The sequence below is a fragment of the Halobellus sp. genome (genome assembly GCF_042218505.1).
Lineage (GTDB): Archaea > Halobacteriota > Halobacteria > Halobacteriales > Haloferacaceae > Haloquadratum.
In genome coordinates, this window is sequence record NZ_JBDGQZ010000017.1 from 63,253 (window position 1) to 78,621 (window position 15,369).

Below are 15,369 nucleotides of genomic sequence, written 5' to 3' on the forward strand. Positions count from 1 at the left end.
GAGTTCCTGCGGATCCAGATAATGGAGATCCAGCACCTGTATTTATTCGTAAGCGGCGACGATGTCGATCAACAGTCCCATCGAGAGTGTGGACACTGTCCAGTTAGAGCACGTCCGTGTCTTCGTGCTCAACGACCGGCCCACCGGCGAGGTTCTGTCATCGACGCCGGGTTTCCCGACGACGGGGAGGAACTGGCGTCGATGCTCGAATCGGAGTACGGCGGTCTCGACCGTCTTATCGTGTCCCACGACGACGAGGGACGCTTCGTGAGCGTGCCCGCGCTGCTGGAAGCGTTCGATCCGGAACTGCTGGGCCCCGGCGGATCGCCGAGCTTCTACGTCGCGCTCGACTACAATGCCGATGCTCACTTCAGCGACGGCGACGAATTGCTCGGTGGCATCCGCACCGTCCAGGTGCCCGACCACACGGTGGCGAACAGCAGTTTTCTCTTCGAGGAGGAGTCGGTCCTCATCGCCTGCGACTCGCTGGAAGCCTCGGGTCGGCGGGGACTCCCGCTAGGATATAAACTTCCGCCCGGAGAGCAGTTCACCGATTACAGCCACGCCACGGCCGAGCGAAATCCGGGGAAGTGCTTCGACTACGACGTCGAGACTGTCCTGGTCAGCCACGGAAGTCACAGTCTTGCGGAGCCTGGAGAGAAACTCGACGATTGGCTCCTCAACAGAGAGTGGAACCTCACCTACGACTGACGGAGTCCGGCGCAGTTTGGAGCATAAACACCAAATAAAAATAAATATTTGATTTCATATATATTTTGCAGATAATAGCTTGCTATCCATTTAAAAACTTCTTCTATGGCTTTTTTTAAGTGTGCGAGATTAGTGTTCAACTATACATTCAATTAAATATCATATTTACTGTACCATATAATCCAATGGCGCTGACACGTCTCGACCGGTCACGACACCGATGAGCAAATTTATAACCAGACGGATGCTACACGGTGACAATGCAAATCGACGACTTCGCCCTCGCAGCCACAACAAACGACCTCACACGCGAGGCGGAGGTCCGAGGGAAGGCGGACATCGTCGAATTCCGGATGGACAAAGCCGAGGATCCGATCGAACAACTCGAAGCGTACGACGGCGAACTCCCGATTATCGCGACGAACCGCAATCAGTGGTTCGGCGGCAAGGCGAGAGATCAGGGGCGACTCGACACGCTCTTTGCGGCGTCGCGATTCGACGAGGTCGCGTTCGTCGACATCGAACTGGAGACCGCGCGGGCAAAAGAGTGGGTCCTAGACGAGTTCAGAGGGAACGACGTTCAGTTGATCATCTCGCATCACGATTTCGACTCGACACCCGAGAAAGGCGTCCTCACTGCGATCATCGAGCAGTGTGCCAGTTACGGCGAGATTGCGAAAGTCGCGATCTATCCTGAAGACCTCTCGGACACGCTGACGCTTCTGAGGGCGCTTCACGAAGCGACCGAAGCGGGAATTAGTGCGGCCGGCATCGCGATGGGCGAAACGGGCAGCCACACGCGCGTTATCGGCCACATTTACGGCTCAAAACTCGGCTATGCGCCGCTTCTCGACGACGACAGCGAGTACGCCCCCGGACAGATCCCCCTGGCCAAACTGAGAGCGCTCGTCGAATCGACCCGGATCGACGGAGCGAACCTCGAACGGATCGAGGCTGTCGAGAACGGCGTGGGTGTTCCCTCGGAACTCTCGCTCCCGAACTGACCGAAGAGCTGCGTCCTCGGCCGGTTTCTACGCTGGTTTGAGCGGTTCGACGAGTCGAAGATCCTTCTCCGCCGCAATCGACCGGAGTTTCGCAATGACCTGGTCGGTTGCGCCGCGCTCGGCTGCAATACGGATCCGCGCGCTAGAGACGTCGCTCGTTCCGTCGGGCGCGGCCAACGAGAGGTCCGTGACGCTCGCGTTGGCGGATTCCTGGATCCGCGAGAGCGTGTTCGAAAGGTCGGTGTCGATGACGTGCCCCGAGAGAATCACCGTGAGCCCCTCGCTGTAGCGCTCGGTTCCCGCCTGGATGACGTTGATGCCGGCGTCGCGGAGGTCGTCGATGATCATCTCGAACCGGTCCGGCGTGGCCTCCACGTCGACTTCGACGGGAATGTGGCCGCGCGGGGTGACGTTCCCGCGCTCGTGAAAGATCGAGAGGAGGTTCCCGCCGTTGTCGGCGATCGGCCGGAGTGACCGGAGGAGTTCGCCGGGTTCATCGATCAGTTCCAAGCGGAGCGTGTACGCCCGGACCTCGGTCTGTGTGTCGCTCATCGGCAGTTCACCTCGGTCGCCCTGCGAATCATACGTGTGATCCTCTGTCGGCGATAAAATAAGTATACTGCCGAGGGCGTGTGTTCCACCGCTCGAAATTCACAGGGAGTCGCCTGCATCGACTTCGTCCGCCGATCGCTCTCGACGATCTTTCATAAAGTATTATGTTGGTCTGCCCGATTGTAGGGCTGCGAGATGTCAGACCGTACCTTAGCCGACGTACTGGAGGCTGCAGCGAGTGAGGTCGACCTGCTGCGCGACCTCGGCCTCGGGAACTTCACCAACGTTCCTGACGAGTACACACACTGGATCGAAGAACAGCGCGCGTGGCAGGAGAGCGTCGCGCTCGCGGATCAGTCGTATCATATGACAGATCTCCGGATCGAGGGGCGGGAAGCCATCGATCTCTACAGTGACTACGCGGTCAACGACTTCAGCCAGTTCGACGTCGGGCAAGCCAAACAGCTCGTCGTCGCCAATCCGGACGGCTACCTCATCGGCGACGCCATTCTCTTCCGGGAGGCCGAGGACCAGTTCCTCAGCGTCGGTGCAGCAGCCGCACACAACTGGCTGGACTACCAGGCGGCGACCGGAGCGTACGACATCGACGTCGAGATGCAGCCTCGTCCGGCCGCGACCGGTGACGATCCGAACAACTTCCGGTATCAGGTCCAGGGCCCCGACGCTGTCGACGTGATGGCCGAGGCGGTCGACGGCGACCTCCCCGACCTGAGCTTCTTCCGGTTCGGAGAGATCTCGATCGACGGCGTCGACGCCTACCTGCTGCGTCACGGGATGGCGGGCGAGGCCGGCTTCGAGTTCTGGGGCGATTACGACGACGCCGAGACGGTGAAACAGGCAGTTCTCGACGCCGGCGAGGACTACGGCATCCGCCGCCTCGGCGGGAAGAGTTACCAGAGCGCCAACGTCGTGCTCGGGTGGCTGCCGCTCCCGCTCCCCGCGATCTACAGCGGCGAGGAGATGCAGGACTTCCGCGAGTGGCTCTCGGTCCGCCGGGGACTCATCTCAATCGGTGGGAGCTACGACTCCGACGACGTCGAAGACTACTACGTCACGCCGATCGAGGTCGGCTACGACCACATTATCGACTTCGATCACGACTTCGTCGGCAAGGCGGCCCTGCAGGCCGAGATGGATGACCCCGAGCGCAAGAAGGTCACGCTCGTGTGGGACGACGAGGACGTCGTGGACGTGTTCGCGTCGCTATTCCGCGAGGGTGCGTCGCACAAGTTTATGAATATGCCGACGCCTCGTTCGTCGGCGTGTCACTACGACGAGGTCACGAAAGACGGCGAACACGTCGGCGTCTCGAAGTGGATGAGTTACCTCTACAACCACCGAGAGATGCTGTCGCTCGCGCTCGTCGACACCGAGTACGCAGAGCCCGGGACCGAGGTGACGCTCACCTGGGGCGAGGCCGACGGCTCCGGTAACGACAGCGTCGAGCGCCACGTCGAGAGGGAAATTAGCGCGACTGTCGCGAAAGCGCCATACAAGCAGGATCGTCGCTGAACAGCCCAGAACGCGTCGTTGTGTGGATCTTCACTGCGTCTCGCAGAGGGTTTCGAGTCCCGACCGCCGGTGAGGAAGGGTCAGTCCGAGATGAACTTGTTGTCGCGCCAGTTCACGCCGTTCGAGCCGTTTTCGCTCTTCGAGGGGTTCTCGACGACTTCGATGCTCGCCGGGCGCTCCTCGCCCTCGACAATCCGGTGGGCGTGAAGTTCGTCGTCGATCTCGGTGATTGCGGTGAGCGTGCCTTTCTCGGCACGCAGCGCAATCTCGCGCAGGACGAGAAACATCGGATACTGCAGCGCCGTGTTCTGAAGCACGGTCTCGCGGTCGCCCTTGAAGCAGGCGAACTCAACGAGTTCGGAGGGGATCTCCTCTTCTTCTTCCTCCCAGCGCGGGGCGCCAGCGCGCGGCGGTTCCTCCTCGTAAACGCGATTCTCCGTGATGCTCGCTTTCAACTGGGCAGTCGGGGTGTATTTGCTGAGATTATCCTCGGCGGCGACGGCCTTGAGAATGAGTGTGTTGTTTCGACGGGTCACCTCGACGTCGTCGACCTCGGAGGGCAGGTCCGGGTCACCGTTCAGGTACTCTTCGACATCTTCGAGGGGCAGTTCCAGTGTCGAGTGAAGTCGGTATACGCGGCCTGACATAGTTAATCTGGGGTTGGGTGGTAGCCGTACGAGACGGCGCGACGCGACGTCTGTACCTGTGTGTTGGTACGGGCCGGGGGCTTATAGGGCCTCTGCATCTGGTGGGTGACAGCGACTACCATAAATATGTCACTCCAACGTACTTTTCGAGAACGCTTTATGCGCCGAGCGTCTCTTCAAGCTCACCGCGTTCGTCGAGTTCCGCAAGAATGTCGCTCCCCCCGACGAACTCGCCGTCGACGTACGTCTGCGGAATCGTCTCCCAACCGCTGTGGGCTTCGAGCGCACTTCGGTAGTGATCCAGCGCGGGGAGCACGTCGATGGTCTCGAACTCCTCGACGTGCTGTGAGATGAGTTCGACCGCGCGCTGAGAGTAGCCGCACTGCGGCATCAGGCGGTTCCCCTTCATAAACAACACCACGTCGTTGGACTCGATGGCGCCGTCGACCCGTTCGCGGACCTCTTCATCGCTCAGATCGGATTCGGGCTGGAACGTCATACCTACTCGTATGCGGCGGGCAGACAAAGGGGTTGCGTCGGCGCGACGAGACACTCGGGGACCGGACGGGGTGCGACGGGAATAGACGGCTGAGACGGAGGACGATGGTTACTCCTCGCCGACGCGGACGACGTCAATCAGCGAGTACACCGGGACGCCCTCGATAGTGTCGATCCCCTGCTTGTCGACGATCACGACACAGGCGACGGGCTCGCCGCCCTCTTCGCGGATGGCTTCGATCGTCTCGCCCATCGTCGTCCCCGAGGTGACGATGTCGTCGACGACGTAGCACTCGCGGTCACGGATCTGCGCGAAGTTTCGAGAGAACGAACCGCCGAGTTCCTCGATGTCGCCTTCCTCCCACTGGTGTTTCGCCGGCGCGTACGAGCCCAAGTCGGTGTCCAGATCCTTCGCGACGACCGTCGCCAGCGGCGCGCCCGCCTTCTCGATACCGATCGTCAGATCGACTGCCTCGCCTTCCTTCGAAAGGAGATCAGCCATCGCCCGACCGATCTGCGTGAGCCGGGCGGAGTCCCGGCCCACTGCACTCCAGTCGACGTGGATGTCGTGTGGACCGCTGCCCTCGGCGCCCGACGTTGCGGTCGGTTCGCGATCGTCATAGCCACTCGAACCGCTGCGTTCCACCAGCCAACTGGCCGTCTCCCGGGAGACGTTCAGCTCGTCAGCGATTTCACCCTTCGAGAGCCCACGTTCTGCGAGTTCGGCCGCGCTTGCAATGAGGTCGTCAACGTTCTTCATACTCGCTGAATTGCACGGCTGTTTTTATAGTGGTGTCGTCGTCGTCGAAGGCCGCCTCGAACTGTGAGACGTCGTACACCCCGGTGACCAGATCTTCAAAGAGCCACGCAGGGAATTTGTTCAGAGCCGCAACCGCGGCCTCGAAGTGCCGGACGTTCGAGTTGACGCTCCCGACGAGCGCCTTGTTGTGCAAGACGAGTTCCCGGTGGAGCCTTCCGCCGTCGACGTCGAACTCCCACGGTTCCGGAACGCCCAACAGCGCGCCGACGCCGTTCGGGGCGAGCGCCGCCACGGTCTCGAAGGCGTGTTTGGCGTAGCCCGTCGCCTCGAACACCAGGTCCATCGGTTCGTGGACTGCGGGGATCTCGGCGACCGGCGTCTCGCGCGAATCGATGTAGGTCGCGCCCAGTTCCTCAATGATGTCGATCGTGGGGTCAGGTCGGTCGCGACGCCCGAGGCAGTAGAGTCGGTCGTAATTGTGCTTCTCTCGGAGATACGCGAGCGTGAGCAGACCGAGGCTGCCGTTTCCGAGAACGACGGCGGACTCGGCGGTCCAGTCGAACGACGATCGGGAGGCGTACGCGAGTTCGAGCGCTTTTTCGGTTATCGAGAGCGGTTCGACAAGAAATCCCAGGTCGGCGAGCGACGACGGCACCGAAACGAGATACTCTCCCGGACTGGTGAAATATTCGGACATATAGCCGTGTGCGCCCTCGATCCCGCGTTCGTAGTACGCGCCCGAGGGTGCCATATCCGGCTCGCCCCGTTCGAAGTATTCGTTGGACGCGCCGGGCGGCCGGCGGACCGTCGGGGCGACGACGTCCCCGATCGAGAATCGGGTGTCGCCCGGTTCTTCGACGACGCCGACCGCCTCGTGTCCGAGGATCAGGTGGTTCGAATCGGCCGGATAGCCTCCGTGATGTCCGGCGATTACCTCCCCGTCGGTCCCGTCGACGCCGACGCGGAGCGTGCGGACGAGCGCCGCCCCGGGCCCCGGTGTCGGCCGCTCGACGTCGATGACGACCGGGCCGTCAGCCCCGGGTTCGACAGCGATAGCTTTCATACACTACCCTCTCGTCGGGAGCGCTAAAAGATTTATTCTATGGCGAGTTAACTATCCGGTCGGCGTTGCTCGACGAGTTCGGCCGCGATGCCGGTGTAGTCGGCGGGGGTGAGCGCTCGGAGTTCGTCGCGAACGGATTCCTCGACAGCGAGGTCGTCGAAGAGATCATAGAACTCTTCGAGCGTCACGTCGTGGCCGCGGGTGAGATCCTTGACCCGCTCGTAGGCCTCGGTATCGCCCTCACGCCGGAGGATGGTCTGAACGGCCTCGCCGATCAACTCGGGATGAGCGTCGAGTTCTTCGCGCATCACGGTCTCGTTGGGAACGACCTTGGTCAGGCCGGCCTCACTCTTCTCGTAGCCGATGAGGCAGTGTGCGAACGCCGCGCCGATATTCCGTTTTACCGTCGAGTCCGAGAGGTCGCGCTGGAGTCGCGAGGCGGTCACGTAGTCCGCGAGGAAGGTCAGGTCCGAGTTCGCTTTCGAGAGGTTCCCCTCGCTGTTCTCGAAGTCGATCGGGTTCACCTTGTGCGGCATCGTCGACGACCCGGTCTCGCCCGCTGCGGCCTCCTGGCCGAGGTATCGATCCGATACGTAGCGCCAGACGTCGCGGTCGAGGTCCAAGAGGACGTTGTTGACGCCCCGGAGCGCGTCGAACAGCGCCGCGAGGTCGTCGCAGGGATTGACCTGCGTCGTGAGTCCGGTGTGGTCGAGTCCGAGGCCGGTGACGAACGACTGCGAGAAGTCCCGCCAGCCGACGTCGGGGTAGGCGGCGACGTGTGCCGCGTAGGTCCCAGAGGCCCCCGCGAGTTTTCCCGAGAGGGTAGTCGCAGCGTCGACAACGCGACCCGTCGTGATGCCCAGTCGGGCGGCATAGACCGCCATCTCCTTGCCGAATGTCGTCGGCGTCGCGGGCTGGCCGTGGGTTCGCGCGAGCATCGGCGTGTCGCCGTACTCGTGTGCGAGCGCTTCGAGTTCGTTGCGGACGCCGGTGATCGCCGGGATCAGCACGTTCTCGACGGCGGGTTTGACGAGCAGTCGCTGCGCGAGGTTGTTCACGTCCTCGGAGGTGAGTCCGAAGTGAATCCAGGGGTGGACGGTTTCGTCGGTCTCAGTACGGAGGAAGTACTCGACGGCTTTCACGTCGTGGTTGGTCGCGCTGTACCCCGCAGCGCCCTCTGTCTCCAGACGCTTGATAAGTCGTGCGTCGTCGCCATCGAAGGTCTCGACGACCGAGCGAAGGTGTCCACACGCGTCGTCCGAGAGCGACAACGGCGTTGCATCCAGGTCGGACAGCGCGAGGAGATATTCGACTTCGACCCGGAGTCGCGCCCGCATCAGGGCCGCCTCGCTGGCGTACGGAACGAGCGATTCGGTTCGACCCGCATACCGCCCATCGAGCGGCGAGACGGCCGCGAGCGGGTCGGAACGGGAGAGGTCCTGCATACGCCCATCGTCCCCGTGCGCTGAAAAAAGCGTGTCGATGAGTATCCCATTCCCGTGTATAGATTAGCGGGGTAAGACCCAATATCCGGCCCTCGCTATCCGCAATTGTGCATAGACGCTTCGGTGAGACCACAACTGACTTACTACCTGCGCGAGGGGGCTCCAGTATGATCAAGATTGCCGGCCTGGCGAGCAATCGGGGACGGAACCTTCGACATATCGACGAGCGGCGGCCCGGCGACGCGGAACTCGGCGTCGTCGTCTCGAACCACGAGGGCGCGCCGGTCCTCGACGCCGCGACCGAGCGCGGCATTCCCACGGAAGTCGTCGAACGGGCCGACGACGAGTCCCGTGAGTCACACGAGCGTCGCGTTCTCGACGCACTGTCGAGTTACGACTTCGACCTGGTCTGCCTGGATGGCTATATGCGGGTCCTCACCGAGACGTTCCTGGACGCGACGCCGACGACGCTCAACGTCCACCCGTCACTTCTCCCGTCGTTTCCCGGTACCGACGCCCACGACCGGGTACTCGGCGCGGGCGTCAGCGTGACCGGTTGCACCGTCCACGTCGTGACCGAGGAGGTCGACGCCGGTCCGATCGTCACCCAGGAGTCGGTGCCGGTGTACGCTGACGACGACGTGGACTCACTGAAGTCGCGAGTGCTTCACGACGCCGAATTCACGGCGTATCCTCGCGCAGTCCGGTGGTTCTCCGAGGGAAGCCTCGACATCCACGAGGCGGAAGACGGCGATTTGTCGGTGTCCATCGACGGCGACGGCGGCGGCGACTTCCCCGAGCGCCGCCCGCTCTCGAACGATCGAACGGCGACGCTCCGCTACGGCGAGAACCCGCACCAGGACGCCGCCGTATACGTCGATACGGCCGCGACGGAGGCGAGCGTCGTCGACGCGCCTCAGTTGAACGAGGGCGCGAAGGGGCTCTCGTACAACAATTACAACGACGCCGACGCCGCGCTCGAACTCGTGAAGGAGTTCGACGAACCCGCGGCTGCCGTGATCAAACACACGAACCCCGCGGGGTGTGCGACCGCCGATTCGCTCGTGGACGCCTACGTCGACGCCCTCTCGACGGATCCGATGAGCGCCTTCGGGGGAATCGTCGCGTTGAACCGCGAGTGCGACGCCGACACTGCCGCAGAGATCGTCGACTCGTTCAAGGAGGTCGTCATCGCGCCAGGATACACCGAGGCCGCGCTCGACGTGCTCTGTGAGAAGGACGACCTCCGCGTTCTCGAGGTGGGATCACTCGGCGAACGGACCGATCGAATCACGGAGAAGCCGCTGGTCGGCGGCCGACTCGTTCAGGAACGCGACCTTTGGGCGCCGGATCCCGAAGACGTCGAGGTCGTCACCGAGACCAAACTCACCGACGAGCAACTGGAGACGATGCTCTTCGCGTGGAAGGTGCTCAAGCACGTCAAGTCCAACGGCATCGTCCTCGCGGACGGGACCGAGACCGTCGGCGTCGGGATGGGACAGGTCTCCCGCGTCGACGCCGTCCGACTGGCCGCAATGAAGGCCGACGAGCACGCCGAGGGCAAGGACCCCGAGGGAACGGTGATGGCCTCGGACGCGTTCTTCCCGTTCCCCGACGGCGTCGAGGAAGCCGCCGAATCCGGTGTCGAGGCCGTCATCCAACCCGGCGGCTCCGTCAACGACGAGGACGTCGTCGCCGCCTGCGACGAGCGCGAAATGCCGATGGTGTTCACTGGTCGTCGGTGCTTCAGACACGACTGAGCAGAGCAGTAGGGAATCTGAACTCGGGAGAGAAGGCGAACAGTCGGCACCGCTCGTCGGCGTTGCAGCCGACAGCCCACGTCGCTGTGCCGAACAACCGCAGCACGACGCGGGACGAACGTTACATCACGGGGCGTCTGGCCCCGCGCTCCTAAATAAACCTGCGGCCAGGTACTCGCCGGCAGCAAACCCGGCGGCGCGTCACTCCCCGGGCATTCGGACGACCAGAATGGGGCTATCGGTGTTCTCGACGACGCGTTCGGTGACGCTCCCGAGATTCTGGATTTTGTCGCGACCCGAGCGCCCGTGTGTTCCCATTACGATGAGATCGATCGGTGACTCCTCGGCGTAGTCCAGAATAGCACGGTAGGGGATGCCATCGCGAACGATCGTTTCACAGTGGACGCCCGAGTCATCGGCGGCGGTCGCGACGCGCTCCACCGCTTCTTGAGCGTCGTCTTCCAGGGACGTTTTCAGTTCGGCCTTCTGGTCCTCACCGGCTGCCAGGTAGAGCCGTCGATCGACCACCGAGAGCGCGTGGACCGTCGCATCTCGCGTGGCCGCAATGTCGAGTGCGTGATCGAGCGCCTCTCGCGTTCCCTCGCTCCCGTCGGTCGGCACGAGTACGTGATCGTACATCTCGTCCGTACTTCGTCCGGTGGGGTCTTGAACGGTCTCCCGATTCCTGACGAGCGAAATGCCGCTGACGGAGGGTATATTGGCGGGTGGAACGTACAAAGACTGTGTGTACACTCACGTTCGCCTGGCGAGCATTTGCCGACGCGCCACTGGTGGTTGCGGCGAACCGCGACGAGTTGCTGGGCCGGGAGGCTGAGCCGCCCGGCGTCGTCGACGGCGACCCGGCGTTCCTCGCGCCGCGTGACGCCGTCGCCGGCGGTACCTGGATCGGTTACAACGAGCGCGGGGTCTTCGCCGGGCTGACGAATCGCTGGGTCCAGGTCGATGGCGGCGGGGAACGGTCTCGGGGGCAACTCGTCCGCGACGTCCTTCGGGCGGAGAGCGCCGACGCCGCGCGGGAGACTGTCGAGTCAGCCGTCGAAGCGGACACCTACGACGGATTCAACCTAGTCGTCGCTGACGGGACCAGGGGAGGCGCGACCGGTGAACCGAGGGCGTACCTCTTCGAGTGGGACGGCGACCTCCGCGTGCGACGGCTGGGTCCGGGCGTTCACGTGGTCGTCAACGTCGGCCTCGACGGCGAGTACATCAAACCGGAGCGTGACCCGGAAGTCGGCGCCGTGCAAGCACACAACGCCGAGCGACTCCGCGGGGACCTCAATCCCGACCTGTTCGACTCCGCCGTCGCCTGGCGAGACCGGGCGGCCGAGGTGCTCGGTGACCACGACTACGGCGTCTGCGTACACAAGCACGAGCGCGACTTCGGGACCCGCTCGTCGTCGCTATTCGCGTTCGAGGCCGACGGCGACGTCGAGTTCCACTTTGCGGACGGGCCCCCTTGCGAGACGGGCTTCGACCGGGTCGAAAGTCAGTTTTAAACGAGTCGCGGGCGTGAATCGGTGTATGAGCGCAGGTGCCGCCGAAGCCGATCTCTCGGAAGACGAACGGGAAGCGCTGGAACTGATCCGAGAGACGGGTGGGATCCACCAGAGCGACTTCTGGAAGGAACTCGATATTTCATCGCGAAAGGGGAGTCGGATCGCCGAGAAACTCTCGTCGCAGGATCTTATCCAGCGCGAAGAGACCGTCTACGACGGGCACAACACCTACCACCTCGAGCCAGCCGCCCGCGACCTCGACTTCGCGCTCCTGATGGCCGGCGATATGCTCTCGCCGTTCATCGGCGAGGAGGAGGTCAATCACAACAGCGACGCATTCTCGCAGTGGCTTATGAACCTCGCGTACGAGGAGTACTGAAACCGTCAGGCTGCGGACAGTCGAACGTTGGGCAGACAAACCTCGCAACGAGGCCCGAGAGAACGAGTGGTTTTTGCGCGGGGTCGTTCGCTGGCCGACTGGAGAGCAACAGAACCTACAATCGGAAGACAGCCGCTGGGAACGGGGCGATCTTCAAAAATGAAGGAAACAAGAGGGAACCGTTCCAGCGAGGCGCCGTGCGGGAGGGTTACTCGCCGCTCTCGTCTTCGTCGACCGGTTCGAGATCGTTCTCGGAGATGTAGCCGGCGATCTCGTCGTTTTCGAGTTCGACGAAGGCCTCAGTTTCGCCCGACACCGTCGCGACGTCGACGCCGTCGGCTTCGAGTTCGTCCTCGTTCGCGGACGCGATCGCTCGGAGCGCGAGACCGACGCCTTCGTCCAGCGTCAGGTCGTCCGCGTAGTTCTCTTCGAGGTGCTCCTGAATGTCGCTGCGGTCGGCACCGATCGAGACGGCCTTCCACTCGTACGGCGTCCCCGAGGGGTCGGTCTCGTAGAGGCGGGGCGCGCCGTTCTCGATGCCGCCGATCAACAGCGCGACGCCAAAGGGACGCGCGCCGCCGACCTGGGTGTACTGCTGGATGTGGTCGGTGACGTTCTTCGTGAGCGTTTCGATGCCGACAGCCTCGCCGTAACGGAGGCGGTTGACCTGCGCCTGCCGGCGCGCGAAGTCGATCAACTGGCGCGCGTCGGCGACGTGGCCCGCCGAGGCGATCCCGGCGTGGTCGTCAGCCTTGTGAATTTTTTCGACGCTCGTCGGTTCCATCAGCGGGGAGCGCGACCGCTTGTCGGCCGCGAGCACCACGCCGTCTTCGGTCCGGACGCCGACGCTCGCTGTCCCGCGCTTGACGGCCTCCCGCGCGTACTCTACTTGATAGAGACGACCGTCGGGCGAGAAGATCGTGATCCCACGGTCGTACGCCTGCTGTTGGGCTTGTCCCTGCATAGTATCACTCGAAATCGAGTCGCGTCGCGCCCGCGAACCCCCCGTCGCGTTCGACGTCAACGCGGTCGTCGCGGACGACGGCGGCGCGGGGTTCGGTCTCGAACACGACGTCTCTCTGTTCTGCAGTTCCGGCCCGACCGTTCAAATACCTTTCCTCACAGGCACGAACGGTGCCCGAAATCCCGCGGACGCGGAGGCCGACCTCGTGGCCGTCGACGAGATTCAGCGTCGCCAGCGCAGCGCGGGCGGGGTCCGTCTGCCCCCGGTAGGCGCGGACGATCGTCTCACCGTCGCCGCCAGCGAGGTCGAACGAGAGAACCGTCAGGTCCGCCTTGGCGCTCCCCACGTCGCCGTAAAGGTTCTGCGCCGCGTACCAGAGGTCGCGCTGGAAGGCTCCGCGGTCGAAGTCGGCGTCGGGCCACGTCTCGATCTCGACGCCGAGATACCGCCAGCGCGGTTGAAGATGCTTCGGGAGGTGCCGCATATCAGTCCTGTTGTGCGCCGTCGCCGCCGCCGCCGGTAGCCGGTTCGTTCGACGATACGTCGGCGCCGCTATCGACAGCGACGCGCTCACTCGATTCGCCGAAGCGTTCGGCCACCAGGACGCCGACCTGATCGTGGACGCCCTCGACAGTCGTGAGTACGAATCCCTCGTCGGTTAGTGCGTCGACCAGCGTCCCGACGGTGGCCGGATCGTCGACCTCGGGACTGTAGAACGGTTCGCCGGGGTCAGGCGTCCCGAAGAACATCACATCACCCAGAACGAAGCGCCGTGGATTCAGATCGGCGATGGTAGCGATCGCCTCGCGCTTCTCCGCGTCGGAGAGATGATGCATCGCGAAGTTCGAGGTGACGATCCCGACCGATCCGTCGTAGTTCGGCTCTCGAAACCGACCCTCGCCGAACGCGACGGTGTCGATCTCCGCGTTGGCCGCCTTTTCGCGGGCACGGTCGAGCATTCCCGCGCTGATGTCGCGCCCAACAACGCGTGCCGCGTCCGGGGCCAGTGCCAGCGCGATCGCCCCCGTGCCCGTCCCGAGGTCGAGGACGACGTCGTCGGACTCTGGATCGGCGTGTGTGACGACCAGATCGGCGCAGGCGAGATACTCCTGGCTGTCCTGTTCGTCGTCATAGGACTCGGCGACCGCCGAGAAGCGATCGGCGTGTTCCTCAATCGTCTTCTTCATATCGGCCACGTTCGACGCCCGGGGCTATGAACGACTCGGACAGGCGCTCGCGGTTCCGCTCGACGAGTCGGCCCCACGCCGCGAGTCCCTCGCGAGTCCACTCCTCGCCGAGGCCGATCTCCGCCCCCACGGCGGCGATCTCTCGGGGGGCACGGAGTTGCAGGTGCGAGTCGGCGTTCGCGCTCACGACGTACGGCGCGTCGTAGTGGTCGAGTAACCGCTTGAGTCGTCGGAGGTTGTCGAGGTGACGGACGCGGTGGCCACCGCGATCCCGGAGCGCCGGGCCGAGATTCACCTCGATCCGAACGTCGTTGTCGCGTGCGGCCTTTGCGAGAACGTGATTCACGTCGCCGTCTGCGGGACCGCCCTCGAACGGCGCGGCGAGAACGTCGACGCGGGCCTGCTCGACCGCAAAACGATTCAGGCTGTCGGTCCCGCCGCGGACGGCGACAACGGTGTGTTTCGGCCGCGCGTTTCCGACCGCGCCACTGGCGTGCTGTGGATCGGGCGCGGTTATCTCGGTCCCGTCGACGACGTCGATGTTCGCCGCTTCGCGGAGGCGCTCGTAGTCGGGGGCCGCGTCGTCAGCGCGGACGACCACGCCCTCGTACCCATGTCGCTCGGCTGTCGTGACGAACCGCGAAGCCGTGCTGTCGCCGTCGGGATGGGCGTGGACCGCCTCGTACATACCGGAACGAACACGCCCGATCAGTATGGGGGTTACGGTCGGAGAGACCGGGACTACTAGGAGCCTCCACCGGCAAACGGGTCTCGAATCAGCGACGCCGTCTGGCAAGTCCCATAGCCCCGAGCAGTGCGGCGACAGCGACGAGAACACCGAATCCGGGGGTCGAAATTCCGGATCCCGTACTTCTGTTTGGCGCTCCATCGTTACGGACCGGGACCTCGAAGGTGGCCGATTGATTCTCGTCGACGCCGGCCACAGTGACCTCGACGGTGTCGTGCGTCTCGACCGCGGACAGGTCGAACGTGGCGTTCCAGGTACCGTATCCAGTCACCGTGGCCGTGTCGGTCCGCAAGAACTGCGGGTCCGTCTCGCCCGACGACCGGATCCGAACCTGGAGTTCCGTGCCGGCCTCCAGCGTCGTGGTTCCGGTGATCGTCTGGTTTGTGGTCGATGTGACGTTCCCGGTCGTCAACTCGAAACTGTCGGTAGACTGCGCGGCGACCGGAAGTCCCGCGGTCGAACACAGCAACAACACCGCGAGACCGAACGCGGCGAGAGAGCGCCGCGACGGGAGCCACGAGGCGATACGGGCGTACGCGCCGTCGGATTCGACCGACAGCTCGGAAGGTGGGCTAAATGACATCTCCACCTGAACCGACGG

At 63.7% G+C, this 15,369-nt stretch carries 18 protein-coding genes; 6 read left to right on the forward strand and 12 right to left on the reverse strand.

Annotated features, from left to right (window positions below):
* Positions 1 to 201: 201 nt before the first annotated feature.
* Both ABEI27_RS05150 and ABEI27_RS05155 read left to right on the forward strand, forming a co-directional pair.
* Positions 202 to 711, forward strand: a complete 510-nt coding sequence (locus ABEI27_RS05150; protein ID WP_375798335.1) for an MBL fold metallo-hydrolase — start codon at positions 202 to 204, stop codon at positions 709 to 711.
* A 260-nt stretch (positions 712 to 971) separates the two neighbouring features.
* Complete coding sequence (locus ABEI27_RS05155; protein ID WP_375798336.1) at positions 972 to 1,715, forward strand: type I 3-dehydroquinate dehydratase; 744 nt, start codon at positions 972 to 974, stop codon at positions 1,713 to 1,715.
* Between the two features lie 27 nt (positions 1,716 to 1,742).
* Here the strand turns inward: ABEI27_RS05155 and ABEI27_RS05160 are convergent, their stop codons facing one another.
* The gene (locus ABEI27_RS05160; RefSeq protein ID WP_375798337.1) at positions 1,743 to 2,267 is read right to left on the reverse strand and encodes an amino acid-binding protein; all 525 of its coding nucleotides are present in this window, start codon (positions 2,265 to 2,267) and stop codon (positions 1,743 to 1,745) included.
* A gap of 195 nt (positions 2,268 to 2,462) precedes the next feature.
* Here ABEI27_RS05160 and ABEI27_RS05165 point away from each other — a divergent pair, with 195 nt between their 5' ends.
* Positions 2,463 to 3,800 carry an aminomethyl transferase family protein gene (locus ABEI27_RS05165; protein WP_375798338.1) on the forward strand — a complete coding sequence of 446 codons (1,338 nt, stop codon included), beginning with the start codon at positions 2,463 to 2,465 and terminating at the stop codon, positions 3,798 to 3,800.
* Between the two features lie 80 nt (positions 3,801 to 3,880).
* Here the strand turns inward: ABEI27_RS05165 and ABEI27_RS05170 are convergent, their stop codons facing one another.
* From ABEI27_RS05170 to purB, 5 genes are all read right to left on the reverse strand, one after another.
* Positions 3,881 to 4,447, reverse strand: coding sequence for a hypothetical protein (locus ABEI27_RS05170; protein WP_375798339.1), 567 nt, complete (start codon positions 4,445 to 4,447; stop codon positions 3,881 to 3,883).
* 157 nt (positions 4,448 to 4,604) lie between these two features.
* Positions 4,605 to 4,946 carry a glutaredoxin family protein gene (locus tag ABEI27_RS05175; RefSeq protein WP_375798340.1) on the reverse strand — a complete coding sequence of 114 codons (342 nt, stop codon included), beginning with the start codon at positions 4,944 to 4,946 and terminating at the stop codon, positions 4,605 to 4,607.
* Positions 4,947 to 5,054: 108 nt separating this feature from the next.
* Positions 5,055 to 5,705 carry a transcriptional regulator GfcR gene (gene gfcR / locus ABEI27_RS05180; protein ID WP_375798341.1) on the reverse strand — a complete coding sequence of 217 codons (651 nt, stop codon included), beginning with the start codon at positions 5,703 to 5,705 and terminating at the stop codon, positions 5,055 to 5,057.
* Complete coding sequence (locus ABEI27_RS05185; protein WP_375798342.1) at positions 5,692 to 6,768, reverse strand: glucose 1-dehydrogenase; 1,077 nt, start codon at positions 6,766 to 6,768, stop codon at positions 5,692 to 5,694. Before ABEI27_RS05185 ends, gfcR begins: the two co-directional genes overlap by 14 nt.
* Positions 6,769 to 6,815: 47 nt before the next feature.
* Positions 6,816 to 8,213 carry an adenylosuccinate lyase gene (gene purB, locus ABEI27_RS05190; protein ID WP_375798343.1) on the reverse strand — a complete coding sequence of 466 codons (1,398 nt, stop codon included), beginning with the start codon at positions 8,211 to 8,213 and terminating at the stop codon, positions 6,816 to 6,818.
* 167 nt (positions 8,214 to 8,380) lie between these two features.
* On the opposite strand from purB, the gene purN reads away from it, so the two are divergent.
* On the forward strand, positions 8,381 to 9,973 hold the full coding sequence (purN, locus tag ABEI27_RS05195) for a phosphoribosylglycinamide formyltransferase (protein WP_375798344.1): 1,593 nt from the start codon (positions 8,381 to 8,383) through the stop codon (positions 9,971 to 9,973).
* Between the two features lie 201 nt (positions 9,974 to 10,174).
* Here purN and ABEI27_RS05200 read toward each other — a convergent pair whose 3' ends face one another.
* Complete coding sequence (locus ABEI27_RS05200; RefSeq protein WP_375798345.1) at positions 10,175 to 10,612, reverse strand: universal stress protein; 438 nt, start codon at positions 10,610 to 10,612, stop codon at positions 10,175 to 10,177.
* Between the two features lie 104 nt (positions 10,613 to 10,716).
* On the opposite strand from ABEI27_RS05200, the gene ABEI27_RS05205 reads away from it, so the two are divergent.
* Together ABEI27_RS05205 and ABEI27_RS05210 are read left to right on the forward strand one after the other, a co-directional pair.
* Positions 10,717 to 11,490 carry an NRDE family protein gene (locus ABEI27_RS05205; protein ID WP_375798346.1) on the forward strand — a complete coding sequence of 258 codons (774 nt, stop codon included), beginning with the start codon at positions 10,717 to 10,719 and terminating at the stop codon, positions 11,488 to 11,490.
* 25 nt (positions 11,491 to 11,515) lie between these two features.
* Positions 11,516 to 11,869, forward strand: coding sequence for a helix-turn-helix transcriptional regulator (locus ABEI27_RS05210; RefSeq protein ID WP_375798347.1), 354 nt, complete (start codon positions 11,516 to 11,518; stop codon positions 11,867 to 11,869).
* A 208-nt stretch (positions 11,870 to 12,077) separates the two neighbouring features.
* Here the strand turns inward: ABEI27_RS05210 and psmA are convergent, their stop codons facing one another.
* The 5 genes from psmA to ABEI27_RS05235 all read right to left on the reverse strand — a co-directional run bounded on the left by psmA (position 12,078) and on the right by ABEI27_RS05235 (position 15,351).
* Positions 12,078 to 12,833 carry an archaeal proteasome endopeptidase complex subunit alpha gene (gene psmA / locus ABEI27_RS05215; protein ID WP_375798348.1) on the reverse strand — a complete coding sequence of 252 codons (756 nt, stop codon included), beginning with the start codon at positions 12,831 to 12,833 and terminating at the stop codon, positions 12,078 to 12,080.
* A gap of 4 nt (positions 12,834 to 12,837) precedes the next feature.
* A complete protein-coding gene (locus ABEI27_RS05220) occupies positions 12,838 to 13,317 on the reverse strand; it encodes an Rpp14/Pop5 family protein (protein ID WP_375798349.1) in 480 nt (159 codons plus the stop codon).
* A gap of 1 nt (position 13,318) precedes the next feature.
* A complete protein-coding gene (locus ABEI27_RS05225) occupies positions 13,319 to 14,020 on the reverse strand; it encodes a class I SAM-dependent methyltransferase (RefSeq protein WP_375798350.1) in 702 nt (233 codons plus the stop codon).
* Complete coding sequence (locus tag ABEI27_RS05230; protein WP_375798351.1) at positions 14,004 to 14,708, reverse strand: RNase P subunit p30 family protein; 705 nt, start codon at positions 14,706 to 14,708, stop codon at positions 14,004 to 14,006. Before ABEI27_RS05230 ends, ABEI27_RS05225 begins: the two co-directional genes overlap by 17 nt.
* An 88-nt stretch (positions 14,709 to 14,796) precedes the next feature.
* Positions 14,797 to 15,351, reverse strand: a complete 555-nt coding sequence (locus ABEI27_RS05235) for a BGTF surface domain-containing protein (protein WP_375798352.1) — start codon at positions 15,349 to 15,351, stop codon at positions 14,797 to 14,799.
* Positions 15,352 to 15,369: the final 18 nt, after the last annotated feature.

Coding starts and splice junctions, on each gene's coding strand:
- ABEI27_RS05150 (WP_375798335.1), top strand. CDS start 202: ATGCTCGAATCGGAGTACGGCGGTCTCGACCGTCTTATCGTGTCCCAC.
- ABEI27_RS05155 (WP_375798336.1), top strand. CDS start 972: ATGCAAATCGACGACTTCGCCCTCGCAGCCACAACAAACGACCTCACA.
- ABEI27_RS05160 (WP_375798337.1), bottom strand. CDS start 2,267: ATGAGCGACACACAGACCGAGGTCCGGGCGTACACGCTCCGCTTGGAA.
- ABEI27_RS05165 (WP_375798338.1), top strand. CDS start 2,463: ATGTCAGACCGTACCTTAGCCGACGTACTGGAGGCTGCAGCGAGTGAG.
- ABEI27_RS05170 (WP_375798339.1), bottom strand. CDS start 4,447: ATGTCAGGCCGCGTATACCGACTTCACTCGACACTGGAACTGCCCCTC.
- ABEI27_RS05175 (WP_375798340.1), bottom strand. CDS start 4,946: ATGACGTTCCAGCCCGAATCCGATCTGAGCGATGAAGAGGTCCGCGAA.
- gfcR (WP_375798341.1), bottom strand. CDS start 5,705: ATGAAGAACGTTGACGACCTCATTGCAAGCGCGGCCGAACTCGCAGAA.
- ABEI27_RS05185 (WP_375798342.1), bottom strand. CDS start 6,768: ATGAAAGCTATCGCTGTCGAACCCGGGGCTGACGGCCCGGTCGTCATC.
- purB (WP_375798343.1), bottom strand. CDS start 8,213: ATGCAGGACCTCTCCCGTTCCGACCCGCTCGCGGCCGTCTCGCCGCTC.
- purN (WP_375798344.1), top strand. CDS start 8,381: ATGATCAAGATTGCCGGCCTGGCGAGCAATCGGGGACGGAACCTTCGA.
- ABEI27_RS05200 (WP_375798345.1), bottom strand. CDS start 10,612: ATGTACGATCACGTACTCGTGCCGACCGACGGGAGCGAGGGAACGCGA.
- ABEI27_RS05210 (WP_375798347.1), top strand. CDS start 11,516: ATGAGCGCAGGTGCCGCCGAAGCCGATCTCTCGGAAGACGAACGGGAA.
- psmA (WP_375798348.1), bottom strand. CDS start 12,833: ATGCAGGGACAAGCCCAACAGCAGGCGTACGACCGTGGGATCACGATC.
- ABEI27_RS05220 (WP_375798349.1), bottom strand. CDS start 13,317: ATGCGGCACCTCCCGAAGCATCTTCAACCGCGCTGGCGGTATCTCGGC.
- ABEI27_RS05225 (WP_375798350.1), bottom strand. CDS start 14,020: ATGAAGAAGACGATTGAGGAACACGCCGATCGCTTCTCGGCGGTCGCC.
- ABEI27_RS05230 (WP_375798351.1), bottom strand. CDS start 14,708: ATGTACGAGGCGGTCCACGCCCATCCCGACGGCGACAGCACGGCTTCG.
- ABEI27_RS05235 (WP_375798352.1), bottom strand. CDS start 15,351: ATGTCATTTAGCCCACCTTCCGAGCTGTCGGTCGAATCCGACGGCGCG.